This window comes from Streptomyces humi (assembly GCF_001005085.2).
GTDB lineage: Bacteria > Actinomycetota > Actinomycetes > Streptomycetales > Streptomycetaceae > Streptomyces > Streptomyces humi.
Map to the genome: position 1 here is coordinate 36803 of NZ_LBMU02000023.1, position 14534 is coordinate 51336.

The 14534-nt window shown below is 72.5% G+C and carries 19 protein-coding genes; 15 read left to right on the forward strand and 4 right to left on the reverse strand.

The window, feature by feature from the left end; translation table 11 throughout:
• The first annotated feature begins 6 nt into the window (after positions 1–6).
• Both AAW13_RS09345 and AAW13_RS09350 read left to right on the forward strand, forming a co-directional pair.
• Positions 7–561: a GNAT family N-acetyltransferase gene (locus AAW13_RS09345; protein ID WP_046730133.1), complete on the forward strand. Its 555-nt coding sequence runs from the start codon at positions 7–9 to the stop codon at positions 559–561.
• A gap of 60 nt (positions 562–621) precedes the next feature.
• A complete protein-coding gene (locus tag AAW13_RS09350) occupies positions 622–2538 on the forward strand; it encodes a DUF5107 domain-containing protein (RefSeq protein WP_046730134.1) in 1917 nt (638 codons plus the stop codon).
• Here AAW13_RS09350 and AAW13_RS09355 read toward each other — a convergent pair whose 3' ends face one another.
• Entirely contained in the window at positions 2539–2889 is a 351-nt protein-coding gene (locus AAW13_RS09355) for a VOC family protein (RefSeq protein ID WP_046730135.1), read from the reverse strand.
• 96 nt (positions 2890–2985) lie between these two features.
• Here AAW13_RS09355 and AAW13_RS09360 point away from each other — a divergent pair, with 96 nt between their 5' ends.
• The 13 genes from AAW13_RS09360 to AAW13_RS09420 all read left to right on the forward strand — a co-directional run bounded on the left by AAW13_RS09360 (position 2986) and on the right by AAW13_RS09420 (position 11786).
• Entirely contained in the window at positions 2986–3420 is a 435-nt protein-coding gene (locus AAW13_RS09360; protein ID WP_046730195.1) for a phage holin family protein, read from the forward strand.
• Between the two features lie 274 nt (positions 3421–3694).
• Positions 3695–5542 carry a transketolase gene (locus tag AAW13_RS09365; protein ID WP_046730136.1) on the forward strand — a complete coding sequence of 616 codons (1848 nt, stop codon included), beginning with the start codon at positions 3695–3697 and terminating at the stop codon, positions 5540–5542.
• On the forward strand, positions 5539–6504 hold the full coding sequence (gene ligD, locus AAW13_RS09370) for a non-homologous end-joining DNA ligase (RefSeq protein ID WP_046730137.1): 966 nt from the start codon (positions 5539–5541) through the stop codon (positions 6502–6504). The genes AAW13_RS09365 and ligD overlap by 4 nt, the downstream gene beginning before the upstream one ends.
• A 45-nt stretch (positions 6505–6549) precedes the next feature.
• Positions 6550–6912, forward strand: coding sequence for a gas vesicle protein GvpO (locus AAW13_RS09375; RefSeq protein ID WP_046730138.1), 363 nt, complete (start codon positions 6550–6552; stop codon positions 6910–6912).
• A 52-nt stretch (positions 6913–6964) separates the two neighbouring features.
• Entirely contained in the window at positions 6965–7393 is a 429-nt protein-coding gene (locus AAW13_RS09380) for a gas vesicle structural protein GvpA (protein ID WP_046730139.1), read from the forward strand.
• Entirely contained in the window at positions 7390–8163 is a 774-nt protein-coding gene (locus AAW13_RS09385; protein ID WP_046730140.1) for a GvpL/GvpF family gas vesicle protein, read from the forward strand. Before AAW13_RS09380 ends, AAW13_RS09385 begins: the two co-directional genes overlap by 4 nt.
• Before the next feature lie 5 nt (positions 8164–8168).
• Positions 8169–8432 carry a gas vesicle protein GvpG gene (locus AAW13_RS09390; RefSeq protein ID WP_046730141.1) on the forward strand — a complete coding sequence of 88 codons (264 nt, stop codon included), beginning with the start codon at positions 8169–8171 and terminating at the stop codon, positions 8430–8432.
• Positions 8429–9088 (forward strand): hypothetical protein, encoded by a 660-nt coding sequence (locus tag AAW13_RS09395; protein ID WP_046730142.1) that lies wholly within the window; start codon positions 8429–8431, stop codon positions 9086–9088. The genes AAW13_RS09390 and AAW13_RS09395 overlap by 4 nt, the downstream gene beginning before the upstream one ends.
• Positions 9085–10191: an SRPBCC family protein gene (locus AAW13_RS09400; protein WP_046730143.1), complete on the forward strand. Its 1107-nt coding sequence runs from the start codon at positions 9085–9087 to the stop codon at positions 10189–10191. The genes AAW13_RS09395 and AAW13_RS09400 overlap by 4 nt, the downstream gene beginning before the upstream one ends.
• Positions 10188–10532: a gas vesicle protein gene (locus AAW13_RS09405; protein ID WP_046730144.1), complete on the forward strand. Its 345-nt coding sequence runs from the start codon at positions 10188–10190 to the stop codon at positions 10530–10532. Before AAW13_RS09400 ends, AAW13_RS09405 begins: the two co-directional genes overlap by 4 nt.
• Positions 10529–11320, forward strand: a complete 792-nt coding sequence (locus AAW13_RS09410) for a GvpL/GvpF family gas vesicle protein (protein ID WP_046730145.1) — start codon at positions 10529–10531, stop codon at positions 11318–11320. The genes AAW13_RS09405 and AAW13_RS09410 overlap by 4 nt, the downstream gene beginning before the upstream one ends.
• The gene (locus tag AAW13_RS09415; protein WP_046730146.1) at positions 11317–11505 is read left to right on the forward strand and encodes a gas vesicle protein; all 189 of its coding nucleotides are present in this window, start codon (positions 11317–11319) and stop codon (positions 11503–11505) included. The genes AAW13_RS09410 and AAW13_RS09415 overlap by 4 nt, the downstream gene beginning before the upstream one ends.
• Before the next feature lie 17 nt (positions 11506–11522).
• Positions 11523–11786 carry a gas vesicle protein K gene (locus AAW13_RS09420; RefSeq protein ID WP_079178772.1) on the forward strand — a complete coding sequence of 88 codons (264 nt, stop codon included), beginning with the start codon at positions 11523–11525 and terminating at the stop codon, positions 11784–11786.
• A gap of 20 nt (positions 11787–11806) precedes the next feature.
• On the opposite strand, the gene AAW13_RS09425 is transcribed toward AAW13_RS09420, so the two are convergent.
• The 3 genes from AAW13_RS09425 to AAW13_RS09435 all read right to left on the reverse strand — a co-directional run bounded on the left by AAW13_RS09425 (position 11807) and on the right by AAW13_RS09435 (position 14470).
• Entirely contained in the window at positions 11807–11977 is a 171-nt protein-coding gene (locus tag AAW13_RS09425; protein WP_046730148.1) for a hypothetical protein, read from the reverse strand.
• Positions 11978–12025: 48 nt separating this feature from the next.
• Entirely contained in the window at positions 12026–12841 is an 816-nt protein-coding gene (locus AAW13_RS09430) for a class I SAM-dependent methyltransferase (protein WP_046730149.1), read from the reverse strand.
• A gap of 141 nt (positions 12842–12982) precedes the next feature.
• Positions 12983–14470, reverse strand: coding sequence for a bifunctional phosphatase PAP2/diacylglycerol kinase family protein (locus tag AAW13_RS09435; protein ID WP_046730150.1), 1488 nt, complete (start codon positions 14468–14470; stop codon positions 12983–12985).
• Positions 14471–14534 lie beyond the last annotated feature (64 nt).

Below are 14534 nucleotides of genomic sequence, written 5' to 3' on the forward strand. Positions count from 1 at the left end.
GACGGGATGCCGCACACCGCTTCCCGCTACCTCGCCGAGGGCCCCCGCGTGGGCATCCGTCACTTCAGCTACGAGGACGGCGCCGAGTTCATCGCCCGGGCCCGGGAGAGCAAGGACCTGCACCAGCCCTGGCTGTTCCCGCCCACCACGGACGCCGCCTACGCGGGCTACGCGGGGCGGTTGATCGAGGACCGCACCAAGGCCGGGTTCCTGGTGTGCGAGAAGGACGCCGACGGTGCCATCGCCGGGTTCATCAACATCAACAACATCGTCGAGGGCGGCTTCCAGTGCGGCGCCCTCGGCTACGGCGTGTTCGCGCACGCGGCCGGGCGCGGACTGATGCGGGAGGCCATGGGGCTGGTCGTCGACCACGCCTTCGGGCCGATGCGCCTGCACCGCCTCGAGATCAACGCCCAGCCCGGCAACGCCGCGTCCATCGCGCTCGCGCGCGGTGCCGGCTTCCGTCTGGAGGGCTTCTCCCCGAACATGATCTACATCGACGGCGCCTGGCGCGACCACGAACGGTGGGCGATCACGGCGGAGATGCGCACGGACGGCTGACGGCCTTTGCGCAATCCTGACCCGTAGCTCCCCTGGCCGACTCACCGCGGGCCGGGTTCCATGGTGATCGTGACGAGGATCCGACGTGAGGTACTGACCCTGCCCGCGGCGGAGCTGGGCCCGGACAACCCGCTGCCCCCGCTCCGCCTCCTCGAAGAGGTCCACGGCGTCGACGAGCGCGAACGCGACGACCTGCCAAGGGACATGGCCCGGCAGATCGGCTACGGACCGCTGCGCAGCCTCCTGCCGGTCCGGATCCGCGACGGCTACGGCAGGACCCGCGAGCCCCGTGCCCTGGACACCCTCGTGATCGAGAACGACCGGCTGCGCGCCACCGTCCTGCCCGGTCTCGGCGGCCGGGTCGTCTCCCTCGTCCACCTGCCCACGGGCCGCGAACTCCTCCACCGCAACCCGGTGTTCCAGCCCGCCAACCTCGCCCTCAACGGCGCCTGGTATGCCGGCGGGATCGAGTGGAACATCGGCGCCACCGGCCACACCACCCTCTCCTGCGCGCCCCTGCACGCGGCCCGTGTCCAAGCCCCCGACGGCGGAGAGATGCTGCGGCTGTGGGAATGGGAGCGGCTGCGCGACCTGCCGTTCCAGGTCGACCTCTGGCTGCCGGACGGCTCCGACTTCCTGTACGCCGGCGTCCGCGTGCGCAACCCGCACGAGCACCCCGTGCCGCTGTACTGGTGGTCCAACACGGCGGTCCCCGAGGACCGCCGGATCGCCGTACCGGCAGAGGAGGCCTGGGAGTTCGGACCCGAGCGGCGGCTGCGCCGGGTGCCCGTCCCGTCGTACGACGCCCGACGCTCCTGTGCCACCGACTGGTTCTACGACATCCCGCAGGAGCGGCGCCGCTGGATCGCCGCGCTGGACGCGGAGGGACACGGGCTGGTGCAGACCTCCACCGACGAACTGCGCGGCCGGAAACAGTTCGTGTGGGGCTCCGGGCCGGGCGGCCGGCGCTGGCAGGAGTGGCTCGGCGCGTCCGGCACCGGCGGCTACCGCGAGATCCAGGCCGGACTCGCCCGCACCCAGCTGGAACACGTCCGGCTCGACGCGGGCGGCGAGGTGTCCTGGCTGGAGGCGTACGGGCCGCTGACGGCACCTCCCGAGGCGGCCGGGGAGGCGCTGGAGGCCGCCCTGCCGCGCGCCGCGCTCGACGCCGCCCGTGCCGTCTGGCAGCCGTACGCCGACGCCGAACCCGGCGAACTCCTCGCCACCGGCTCCGGCTGGGGCGCCCTCGAAGTGCTGCGCGCGGACCGGAAGCTGCCCGGCACGCCGTTCGCCGAGTCGACGCTGAGCGAGGAACAGGCGCCCTGGCACGAGCTGTTGCGCACCGGCACGCTGCCCGAGCCCCGCCGGGTACGGCCGCCGGGGCCGACGCTGGTCGCCCCGCACTGGCGGGACATGCTGGAGACGGCCCCCGCCACCCCGCACACCGAGTACCACCTCGGCGTGGCCCAGTGGCACGCCGGGGACCGCGCGCAGGCCGTCCGCAGCTGGGAACGCGGCCTCCGGCTCGCGCCGTCCCTGTGGCCGCTGCTGCGCTGTCTCGCCGTCGCGGACCAGGAGTACGGGCATCACGAGCGGGCCGCCGAGCGGTACGCCGACGCCTTCGACGACCTGTGCCGGGAACGCCGCGACGACGGCGAGACCTGGACGGCGGCCTGCGCGGCGCTCGGCCGCGAGGCCCTGGAAGCGCTGCTGCGGGTACGGCGGGTCGCGGACGCCCGCGCCGTGTGGGAGGCGCTGCTGCCCGCGACCCGGGCGCGGGGCCGGTTCCGGCTCCTGGAGGCGGAACTGCTGCTCGCGGAGGGACGGCCTCAGGCCGCCCGGGCCGTGTTCGACAGCGGCTTCGAGGTCGCCGACCTGCGGGAGGGCACGGACGTCGTCGACCGGTTGTGGGCGCGGCTCGGCGACGAGCCGCTGCCCGGCCGGTACGACTTCCGCATGCGGCCGCCCGGCCCCTGATCAGGCCTGGTGCTGGTCGACGTACTCGAAGATCGAGCCGTCCGGGTGCATCGCGAGCAGGTTGCGGCCGACCGGTGTCGGCACCGGTCCCGCGATGATCTGCGCGCCGAGGTCGCCGAGCAGCCGGTGCGCCTCCGTCACGTCCTTCACCGCGATGGTCGCGGACACCTTGCGCAGCACCTCCAGCTCCGCCTCCGGGCCGCTCATCAGCAGGAACGAGCCGACCGCGGCGACCTGGACGCCGCCGCGTTCGAACCGGCTGGCTCTGCCGCCGGAGAGACGTTCGTAGAACGGGATCGCGGTATCGAGGTCGTCGACGCAGATGCGCAGGGAGGCGCCCAGAATCTCCATGCGTCGAGCCTAGTTGGCGCCGGGCGCGATGGTGCAGCCTCCGGTGTTCTCCTGTTACCGCGATCCGGGTCCGGGTACCCGCCCCCCATGGACCACATCGACCGTCTGGACCATCTGGACCATCTGGACAAGGAGCTCGTCGACGAACTGGCGCAGGTCGCACGCGAGACCGTACGCGACGAACTGCGCGAACAGGGCCGCAAGCGGCGGCGCACGGCGGCCCTGTACGCGGCCTCCGGCGCGGTCGCCCTGTACGCGGGGGCCGCGGTCGCGCTGGCCGTGGGGCTGGCGCTGGCGATCGTGCTGCCCGGGTGGGCCGCGGCGCTGGTCACCGCGGTGCTCCTCGCCGCGGTCGCCGCCCTGCTGCGGGAGGCGGGCCGCCCCAAGGGTCCGCGGGCCCCGCATCCGATGGCGGGCGCCACGACCCCCGGGGACCCGCGGAGCGGCACCGGACTGCCGTACCCGCCGATGCCGGCCGAGCCGCCGGTCACGCCCGGCACGGACGGCGGCACACCCCCGCGCCGCGTCTGACCGCGCCCGACCCGCCCTGAGGCGGTGAACCCGCCCCGACGCGGTGAACCCGCCCTGACACAGTGAGACAGGGGGCCGCGGGACTGTTCGGCGGGCGCGGTAGGACCGCCCCGCCTACGGTTACGTGGGAGGCCTCGGACCCGGCCCGCGCCCCGGACGGCGCGCCGTGAGCAGCCGGCCCCGCAGGGTGACCGCCGGGCCGGTTCCGCGCGAAGAGTGCGGACCCGCGGGGGACGGGTACCCGGGTCCGTGCCGGACCCCCGGAAGGAGCCCCATGAACACCGACGAACTCGTAGAACTCGCCCAGCAGTTGCGCGTGGACAGCGTGCGGGCGGCCGCCGCTGCCGAGTCCGGGCATCCGACCTCGTCGATGTCCGCCGCCGATGTGATGGCGGTACTGATCGCCCACCATCTGCGCTACGACTTCGACCGGCCCACCCACCCCGGCAACGACCGTTTCATCCTCTCCAAGGGGCATGCCTCCCCGTTGCTCTACGCCGCGTACAAGGCGGCCGGCGCCATCGACGACGCCGAACTGCTCACCTTCCGCAAGCTCGGCAGCCACCTGGAGGGGCACCCCACACCGCGCCGGCTGCCCTGGGTCGAGACGGCCACCGGCTCCCTCGGCCAGGGCCTGCCCGTCGGCGTCGGCATCGCACTCTCCGGGAAGCGGCTGGAGCACGGCCGCTACCGGGTCTGGGTGCTGTGCGGGGACAGCGAGCTGGCGGAGGGCTCTGTCTGGGAGGCCGCCGAACACGCCGGGTATGAACACCTCGACAACCTCACCGTGATCGTGGACGTCAACCGGCTCGGCCAGCGCGGCCCCACCCGGCACGGCCACGACCTCGACGCCTACGCCCGCCGCTTCCAGGCCTTCGGCTGGCACACCGTGGAGATCGACGGCCACGACGTGGACGCCGTCGACCGCGCCTGCGGCGAGGCCGCGTCCACCGCGGGCCAGCCCACCGTGATCCTCGCCCGCACCCGCAAGGGCCGGGGGGTCGCCGCCGTCGAGGACCGCGAGGGCATGCACGGCAAGCCACTGCCGGACGCCGAGGAGGCCATCGCCGAACTGGGCGGCCAGCGTGACCTGCGCGTCCACGTGAAGGAGCCTCCGGCGGCCCGCGCACTGCACTCCGCGTCCACCGGACCGCTCGAACTCCCGCGCTACGACAAGGGGGACGAGGTCCCCACCCGTGACGCCTTCGGCAAGGCACTCGTCGCGCTCGGTCACGCTCGCGCCGACGTGGTCGCACTCGACGGCGAGGTCGGCGACTCCACCAGGACCGAGCTCTTCGGCAAGGAACACCCCGACCGCTACTTCGAGTTCTACATCGCCGAACAGCAACTCGTCGCAGGCGCCGTCGGCATGGCCACCCGCGGCTGGGTGCCGTACGCCTCGACCTTCGCCGCCTTCCTCACCCGCGCCCACGACTTCGTGCGGATGGCCTCGATCAGCGGCAGCGGCATCAACCTGGTCGGCTCGCACGCGGGCTCGGCGATCGGGCAGGACGGGCCCTCGCAGATGGGCCTCGAGGACCTGGCGATGTTCCGCTCGGTGTACGACTCGACCGTGCTGTACCCGTGCGACGCCAACCAGACCGCCAAGCTCGTCGCGACCATGGCGGGCCTCGACGGCATCCGCTACCTGCGCACCTCGCGCGGCGCCGCCCCGGTGATCTACGGCCCGGACGAGGAGTTCCCGGTCGGCGGCAGCAAGGTGCTCCGCTCCTCCGACGAGGACCGGCTGACCGTGGTCGCCGCCGGCGTCACCCTGCACGAGGCACTGAAGGCCGCCGACGCGCTCGCCGAGGACGGCATCCGGATCCGGGTCGTCGACCTGTACTCCGTCAAGCCCGTCGACCGGCGGACCCTGTACCGCGCGGCCGAGGAGACCGGCTGTCTGCTCACCGTCGAGGACCACCACGAGGAGGGCGGGCTCGGCGACGCGGTCGCGGAGGCGTTCGGCGACGGCAGGCCGGTGCCGCGCCTGGTCCGGCTCGCCGTACGGACCATGCCGGGATCGGCCGCGCCCGACCAGCAGCTGCACGCCGCCGGCATCGACGCCGAGGCGATCGCGGCGGCCGGGCGGCTGCTCGTCGAGGAGGCGGTCGTGCGGTGACCGGCGGCGAGCGGCGGCCGGTACGGGCCGGCCGCCGCACCGTGGAGCTGCACCGGCCCGGCAAGGTCCTGTTCCCCGGTGGCGGCGACGGCGCGCCCGAGTACACCAAGGCCGACCTCGTCGAGTACCACAGGTCGGTCGCGCCCTTCCTGCTGCCGCAGCTGCGCGGCCGCCCGCTGATGCTGGAACGGTACCCGGACGGCCTGGACGGGCCCCGGTTCATGCAGAAGAACACCCCGGACCACTACCCGGAGTGGATCGAGCGGGCCGAGGTCGCCAAGGAGGGCGGCACCGTGACCCATGTGGTCTGCGACGACACCGCCACCCTCGTCTACCTCGCCGACCAGGCCTGTCTCACCCTGCACCGCTGGCTGTCGCGCGCCACGGCACCCGACCGCCCCGACCGCCTGGTGCTGGACCTGGACCCGGCCGGCGAGGACTTCGCCACGGTACGGGAGACCGCAGGCTGGGCCCGTGACCTGCTTGACCGGCTGGGGCTGCCGTCGGCGCCGATGACCACCGGCTCCCGCGGGGTACACCTCGTCGTGCCGCTGAACGGCCGGCACCACTTCGACGAGGTCCGCGCCTTCGCCCGCGACCTCGCCGAACTGCTCGCCGCCGAGCACCCCGACCGGCTCACCACCGCCGTCCGCAAGGAGGAGCGCGGTGACCGGCTCTTCCTGGACATGGGGCGCAACGCCTACGCACAGACCGCCGTGGCCCCCTACACGGTGCGGGCCAGGCCCGGAGCCCCCGTAGCCGTACCCGTCACCTGGGACCAGCTCACCGATCCCGCCGTGGACGCCCGCCGCTGGACGATCGCCGACGCCGCCGACCAGGCCCGGACCAACCCCTGGGCCGAGGTGCCCGGCCGGGGCAGGGCGCTGGGGCCGGCCCGGCGCAGGCTGGACGCGCTACGGAACGAGGCCGTCCGACCGCGAGGCGTGTCCGGCCGAATGTGAAGGTTTGAGCGGGGTACCTCCGGCCACTCGGACAAAGAGGTGGCCATGACGAACACACACAACACGTCAGAGACACACAATTCACGCCAGGAACGCAACCGCGACAAGGAACCCGACACGGCCGCGCACAACCGGCCGGGCCCCATGGACGTACTGCGTCAGGCACGCGCCCAGCTCGCCGAACTCACCGGCATGGCCGCCGAGTCGGTGTCGTCCTTCGAACAGACGGAGGACGGCTGGGCGTTGGAGGTCGAGGTGCTCGAACTCCCCAGGGTGCCCGACACGATGAGCCTGATGGCGAGCTACCAGGTCGAACTCGACCCGCAGGGGCAGCTCACCGGGTACCGGCGGGTCCGCCGCTACGAGCGCGGACGTGCCGACACCGCGCACAGGCCAGGCGGCCGCTAGACCGCCCGCCCGCGACCACGGACGGTTCCCACGACAAGGAGGTCGGACAGGCATGACCGTAGTACCCGCACAACAGACCGGCGGAGGCGGCTCCAGCGGCCTCTACGACGTGCTCGAACTCGTTCTCGACCGAGGACTGGTCATCGACGCGTTCGTGCGGGTCTCCCTCGTCGGCATCGAGATCCTGAAGATCGACGTACGCGTCGTCGTCGCCAGCGTCGACACGTATCTCCGCTTCGCCGAGGCCTGCAACCGGCTCGACCTCGAGTCGGGCCCCAACAAGAGCCCGGGCCTGCCCGAGATCGTGGGTGAGGTCACCGAGTCCGGCGCCCGCGGGAAGTCCAAGGGCGCGCTGTCCGGCGCCGCGCAGACCATCTCCGACGCCTTCCAGCAGGCCCGCGACGAGCACTCGGGCGAGACCGAGTCCCGGCCGCGTGCGCGCAAGTCGACCGCGTCCCGCCGGAAGGAGGAGCAGGAGTGAGTACGTACGTCTACGGCATCACGGCCGCGGCACACCCCTCCCTGCCCGAGGGCATGGGCGGGGTGGGCGATCCGCCGTGCCCGGTCCGGGTGATCACCGAGGGTGAGCTGTCCGCGGTGGTCAGTGAGGCTCCCGAAGGGCTGCGGCCCAAGCGCCGGGACCTCCTCGCCCATCAGAACGTGCTGGCCGAGGCGGGTGGCGGCGGCTGCGTGCTGCCGATGCGGTTCGGCAGCGTCGCCCCCGACGACCAGACCGTCGCGGGCGTGCTCGCCGAACGCGCCGACCACTATCTGGAACGGCTGCGCACGCTCGACGGCAGGGTCGAGTACAACGTCAAGGCCAGCCACATCGAGGACGCCGTGCTGCATCGCGTGATGTCCGAGAACGCGGACCTGCGCGCCCTCGCCGAGTCCAACCGGCAGTCCGGTGGCGGAAGCTACGAGAGCCGGCTCCAGCTCGGCGAGATGGTGGCGGCCGCCGTCCAGGCCCGGGAGGCCGAGGACGCGGTGGAGGTGGAGCGGGCACTGGAGCCGAAGGCCGCGGCCGTCAGCGTGGGCCCCGAGTCGACCGGCTGGCTCGCCAACCTGTCGTTCCTGGTGGACCGGGCCGAGGCCGAGAAGTTCATCGCCGAGGTCGACCGGCTGCGCAACAGCCATCCGCACCTCGACGTGCGGATCAACGGCCCGCTCCCGCCGTACAGCTTTGTCGAACCCGGGCCCTCCGAGCCCGCGGGCACCATCGCCGGCGGTGCGGAGGGCGGTCAGGAGTAAGGCTCATGGGACTCGTCAAGGAGCTGCTGCTGCTGCCGTTCGCGCCTGTGCGCGGCAGCGCCTGGGTCATCGAGCAGGTGGTGAACGAGGCGGAGCGGATCTACTACGACCCCGCTACCGTCCGGGCCGAACTGGGCCGCCTGGAAGAGCGGCTGGAGGCCGGCGAGATCGACGAGGAGGAGTTCGACCGGGCCGAGGACGAACTCCTCGACCGGCTGGAGACCGCCCTGCGCAATGACGTGGGGCACGGCAATGGGACGCATATATGAATCGCATGGGACTGGGCCTCGCGATCGGGGCCGGATATCTCCTGGGCAGGACCAAGAAGCTCAAAATGGCCGTCGCCGTGGGTTCGCTGGTGGCGGGCAAGCGGCTGAACCTGGGCCCGAAGGCCCTGCTGGACCTCGCCAACCAGCAACTGCGGGCCAACCCGCAGTTCAAGGAGATCGGCGACCAGTTGCGCCAGGACCTGCGCGGGGTCGGCAAGGCCGCCTCCGGTGCCATGGTCGAACGCCAGCTGGACGCCTTCGCCGACCGGCTGCACGGCCGTACCGAACAGGTACGCGACCAGTTGGCCGGCGTCGTACCGGACACCGGCGACCTCGGTCTCGGCGGCGGCCGGTCCGACAAGGACGCCGAGGACGCCGAGGACACCGAGGACACCGAGGACGCCACGGACGAAAACACCGGGGCGGAGAACGGCAGGGCCGAGGACGACGGGTCCGAGGACGAGCGTGGGCGGCGGGACAGGGCGCCCGCGAAGAAGGCGGCGAAGAAGGCCCCGGCCAAGCAGGCCGCGGCGAAGAAGGCGCCCGCCAAGAAGGCTCCGGCCCGGAAGGCGCCCGCCAAGAAGGCCGCACAGGGCCGCGCCGCTGCCAAGAAGACGGCCGGCCGCGCCCGGCCGAAGGGAGGCGGTGACCGATGAACACCGGACCGATCGGCAACGCGGCCCGCTCCGAGGCCGCCGACCGCCTGAAGGCGGAACTCCAGGAGTACCTCGCCGCCCAGGCCCAGCGTCTGCTGATGGGCGCGGGAACCAAACTCGGCGAGGCCACCGGCAAACTGAACGACATCGCCGAGGGCAACAGCCCCGGCTTCGGCAAGCTCGCCCTCGACGCCGGCCGCAAGGTGGCCGAGGGCAAGGGGCCCGTGCGTTCCGCCCTGGAACTCGGCTTCTCCCACGCCAAGGACACCGTCATGGACAAGGTGAAGAACCTGGGGGGCGGCAAGGGCAAGGGGAAGGGCAAGGGCTCGGGGCAGAAGCCGACCGTCATCATCGAATCCGTCGACGTCGGCGTCCCGGTGCGCACGGCCTACGACCAGTGGACCCGCTACCAGGACTTCAGCACCTTCGCCAAGGGCGTCAAGAGCGCCGGCCGGGCCGACGACACCACGTCGGACTGGCAGGGCAAGATCTGGTGGTCCAGCCGCAGCTGGAAGGGGAAGACGCTGGAGCAGGTCCCCGACTACCGCATCCAGTGGTCGTCGGAGGGCGCCAAGGGCACCCACAAGGGTGTCGTGACCTTCCACCGGCTCGACGACAACCTCACCCGCATCCTGCTGGTGATCGAGTACTACCCCAGCGGCTTCTTCGAGAAGACCGCCAACATCTGGCGCGCCTCCGGCCGCCGCGCCCGGCTCGACCTGAAGCACTACGCCCGCCACATCTCCATGAAGGGAGAGGTGGACGACGGCTGGCGCGGCGAGATCCGCGACGGCGAGGTCGTCGTCAGCCACGAGGACGCCCTGGCCGAGGAGGAGAACGCCGAGGACGAGAACGCCGAGGGGCAGGACGAGGAGTCCTACGAGGGCGAGGAACCCTACGACGAGGCGGAGGAGGGCCCGGAGGAGGACGATGAGGAGGAGACCGAAGAGTCCGACGAGTCCGGGGAGCCCGAGGAGTACGAAGCCGAGGACGCCGAGGGCGCCGAGGACGAGGACTACGAGGAGGACGAGGAGGGCGAGGAGGAACCTGAGGACGAACTGGAGGACGAGGACGAGTACGCCGAGTCCGGGAGCCGTCGATGACGATGGCCGGTCGGCTGCCCGAGCCGTACGGACGTGACGGGGGCGGGGCGAACCTCGCGGACATCCTGGAGCGCGTCCTCGACAAGGGCATCGTGATCGCCGGCGACATCAGGATCAACCTGCTCGACATCGAACTGCTCACCATCAAGCTTCGCCTGGTCGTCGCCTCGGTCGACCGGGCGAAGGAGATGGGCATCGACTGGTGGGAGCACGACCCGGAGCTGTCCACCCGGGCCCGGAGCGACCAGCTCACCAGGGAGAACCACGAGCTGCGGGAGCGGCTCGCGGCCCTGGAGGCGCTGGAGGCGGGCCGCGGACAGCACCAGAAGGAGGACGGATGACCGCTCAGGGCGGACTCCGCTACGTCTACGCCGTCTGCCGCCCCTTCGAGGCGGCCCTTCAGGCCCAGCTCACCGGCGTGGGCGGCACCCCGCCGGGGCTGCTCAGGCACCACGGCCTGGTCGCCGTCGTCAGTACGGTCCCCGAACGGGACTTCTCCGAGGCGCCGCTGCGCGACCATCTGGAGGACCTGGACTGGCTCGCCGCGACCGCCCGGGCCCACCAGGGCGTGATCGACGCGCTCACCACGGTGACGACCCCGCTGCCGCTCCGGCTCGCCACCGTCTTCCGGGACGACAGCGGCGTACGGACCATGATGGAGAGCCGCGAGGACGACTTCCTGCACACCCTCGACCGGCTCGAAGGCCGGGTCGAGTGGGGTGTGAAGCTGTATGCCGAGCCGTCGGAGCCCGACCGGCCGCCGACGCCCGCCGGGCGGCCCGCCAGCGGTCGTGACTACCTGCGGCAGCGGCGGTCACAGACCCGTGAGCACGAGGAGAAATGGCAGGCGGCCGAGGAGTTCGCCCGTTCGCTGCACGAGCGTCTTTCCGAGCGTGCCGAGGATTCCCGGCTGCACCCGCCGCAGAACGCCTCGCTGTCCGGGGTCGCAGGGCAGAACCTGCTCAACGCCGCTTATCTGGTGCGGCGCGCGGATTCCGAGGAATTCGTGGAACTGGTCGACCGTACGAAGGACGAGGCTCCGGGAATGCGCGTGGAACTCACCGGGCCGTGGGCCGCGTACTCCTTCACCGAACCTGTGGAGGCGACGCGGCGGGAGGAGTCCCGGTGACCGTCGTCGAACGCCGTGAGGTCGCCCTGGTCGACCTGCTCGACCGGCTGCTGGCCGGCGGGGTCGTCATCACCGGCGACATCACCCTGCGCATCGCGGACGTCGACCTCGTCCGCATCGACCTCAACGCGCTGATCAGCTCGGTCAACGCCCAAGTGCCCGCACCCTGGGGGGAGCCGACGTGAGCGAGCACCGCAACCGGATGGACCTCGACCCTGACACGGTGGAGCGCGATCTGGTGAAACTCGTGCTGACGGTCGTGGAACTGCTGCGCCAGCTGATGGAACGGCAGGCGCTGCGCCGCTTCGACACCGGAGACCTCACCGAGCAGCAGGAGGAGCGGATCGGGCTCACCCTGATGCTCCTGGAGGACCGCATGGCCGAGCTGCGGGACCGCTACGGACTGCGGCCCGAGGACCTCAATCTGGACCTCGGGCCGCTGGGACCACTACTGCCGCGCCGGTGACCCGGCCGCTGTCGGCGGCTTCACCACCTGTACCAGCGGCCCCTGCCGCCGGCGCCGGTGGTGCCACGTACCAGGAATCCGAGCAGCCACACCACCAGGACGGCCAGCGCGATCCACCAGAGCACTTTCACCGCGAACCCGGCGCCGAAGAGAATCAGCACCAGAAGCAGTACCAGCAGAATGGGAACCATGGTCTGAACCTCCTGCGACCCGGGTTTCCCGAAATGCCGGAATCAGGCTCACTTGCGGCAGAGAATTTCCCCGTGCAGTACGGCGAACCAGCCGTCCTCCTGTTCCGCCCACTGCCGCCAGGCCGCCGAGATCGCCCGCAGCTCCGCGGTGGTCGCGTGCCCGCCCTCCGTGGCCCGCTCGGCGTAGGCCGAGGCGACCGTACGGTCCGCCCACAGCCCGCCCCACCACTGCCGTTCCTCCGTCGTGCTGTACGTCCAGGTGCCGGAGGTGGCCGTGATGTCGGTGAGTCCCGCCGCCAGCGCCCACGACTTCAGCCGCCGCCCGGCGTCCGGCTCGCCCCCGTTGGCCCGCGCCACCCGCCGGTACAGGGCCAGCCAGTCGTCCAGGCCGGGTACCGGCGGGTGCCAGGTCATCGCCGCGTAGTCCGAGTCGCGTACGGCGATGAAACCGCCCGGCTTGGTGACCCGGCGCATCTCGCGCAGCGCCTGCACCGGGTCACCCACGTGCTGGAGCACCTGGTGGGCGTGGACCACGCAGAAGGTGTCGTCCGGGTAGTCCAGCGCGTGCACGTCGGCGACCGCGAAGTCCACGTTCGACAGGCCGCGTGCCGCGGCGGTCGCCCGGGCCTGCTCCAGGATGTCCGGCGCCCGGTCGACACCGGTGACCCGCCCGTCCGGGACCAGCTCCGCCAGGTCGGCCGTGATCGTCCCGGGGCCGCAGCCGATGTCCAGGATCCGCATGTGCGGCTTCAGCGAGCCGAGCAGGTAGCCGGCCGAGTTGGCGGCGGTGCGCCAGGTGTGGGAACGCAGCACCGACTCGTGGTGCCCGTGCGTGTAGACAGCGGTCTCCTGCGGCTTCGACATGGCCCAACCCCTTCGCGTCACACCGGCGGACGGGGTCGGACGACCCCGTCCCGCGGTGTCCACGACGCTACGCCCGCATGCCGAATGATGAGACCCACGTTTTACGATGTGGACTGACGGTTCATCAGGAACGTTCGCGGATCAGGGCAGCGGCCGGTACACGGTCAGCGCCTCCGGCAGCTTCTCCACGGTCATCTCACCGGACACGTCGATCACCTCGCCGTCGTAGGCGAGCGGGGTGCCGGCCGCGATACCGGTCAGGCTCAGCCGCCTGACCCGGGCCTCGGCATGTGCGGGGGAGCGGGTCAGCGGGCCCGCGAGGGCGGCGGAGAGCAGCCGCAGCGCGGGGTGCCGGCCGCCGTGCACCACCCGCACGTCGAGCTGCCCGTCCGCCAGGTCGGTGCGGCGGCCCGGGGCCAGCCCCATCCGGCGGTAGTGGCAGTTGCCGACGAACAGCAGCCACAACGGATGGGTCTCGCCGCGCAGTTCGACCTTCAGCGGATGCCGGTCCGTGCGCAGCACACGCACCGCGGCCAGCACCTCGGCGGGCCAGCTGCCGATCCGGTGCGCCCAGTGCTCCCGCTCCCGGACCAGCTCCGGATAGACGCCCAGGCTCAGGGTGTTCAGGAAGATGCCCTGACGCTCGCCGGCGGTGAAACGGCCCACGTCCACCCGGACCGCCGCGCCTTCGCGCACCGCCCGGGCGAGACCTCGGCCGTCCTCCACGCTCAGGTCGTAGGCGAAGTGGTTGAGGGTGCCGCCGGGCAGCACCGCGAGCGGCAGCCCGTGGCGCAGGGCGGTGGCGGCGGCCGTGTTCACGGTACCGTCGCCACCGCACACCCCGAGCGCCTTGGCCCGCATCGCCGCCTTCTCCAACTCGGCCTTCACGTCGGCGGGTTCGCACTCCACCAGCTCCGCCTCCGGCAGCTCGTCGTGCAGCGCCTGCACCCGGTCGGAGCTGCCCGAGGCCCGGTTGGCGACCACCACCAGACCCTCCCCGCCGGGGAGTGCCGGGGCCTTCGCGAGAGGCCGGGGCGGCGGACCGGTCTGCGCCCGGGTCGGCACCAGCGCGCGGACGGCGAACGCGGCACCCACCCCCAGCGCGGCGCCCGCGAGCACATCGCTCGGGAAGTGCACGCCGGTGTACACCCGGGACATGGCGACGGAGAACGCCACCGGCGCCACCGCCGCGCCCCATGCCGGGGACTCCAGGGCCACACCGGCCGCGAAGGCGGCCGCCGACGCGGCGTGCCCGGACGGGAACGAGGTGGTGATCGGCTGCCGCTTCAGCTGCCGGGCCGCCGGGACCGGGTCGAGCAGCGGCCGCGGCCGGCGCACCGAGCGCTTCCCCAGCGTGTTGATGGTGAGCGAGGCCAGGGAGAGCGAGGCCAGGCCACGGGCGGCCGCCCGGCGGGCCCGCGGGGTGCGGGAGGCGGCCACCGCGGCGGCCGCCGCGAACCACAGCACCCCGTGGTTGGCGCTGCGGCTCAGCCGGGGGAGCACCGGCTCGGCGAACGGCCAGTTCCGCTCGGCGGCCACCTCGAACAGGCGGGAGTCGAGGGCGAGCAGCCTGTCACGCAGCGCGTGCCGGCCGGGCTTCGGGACGGTCAGGTCGACATCTGGGCTCATGCGGGTCCGGTTACCCTGAAGTGGCTGTTTCCTGCCCGCACGCGGTGCGGTCGAGTGAGAAGTG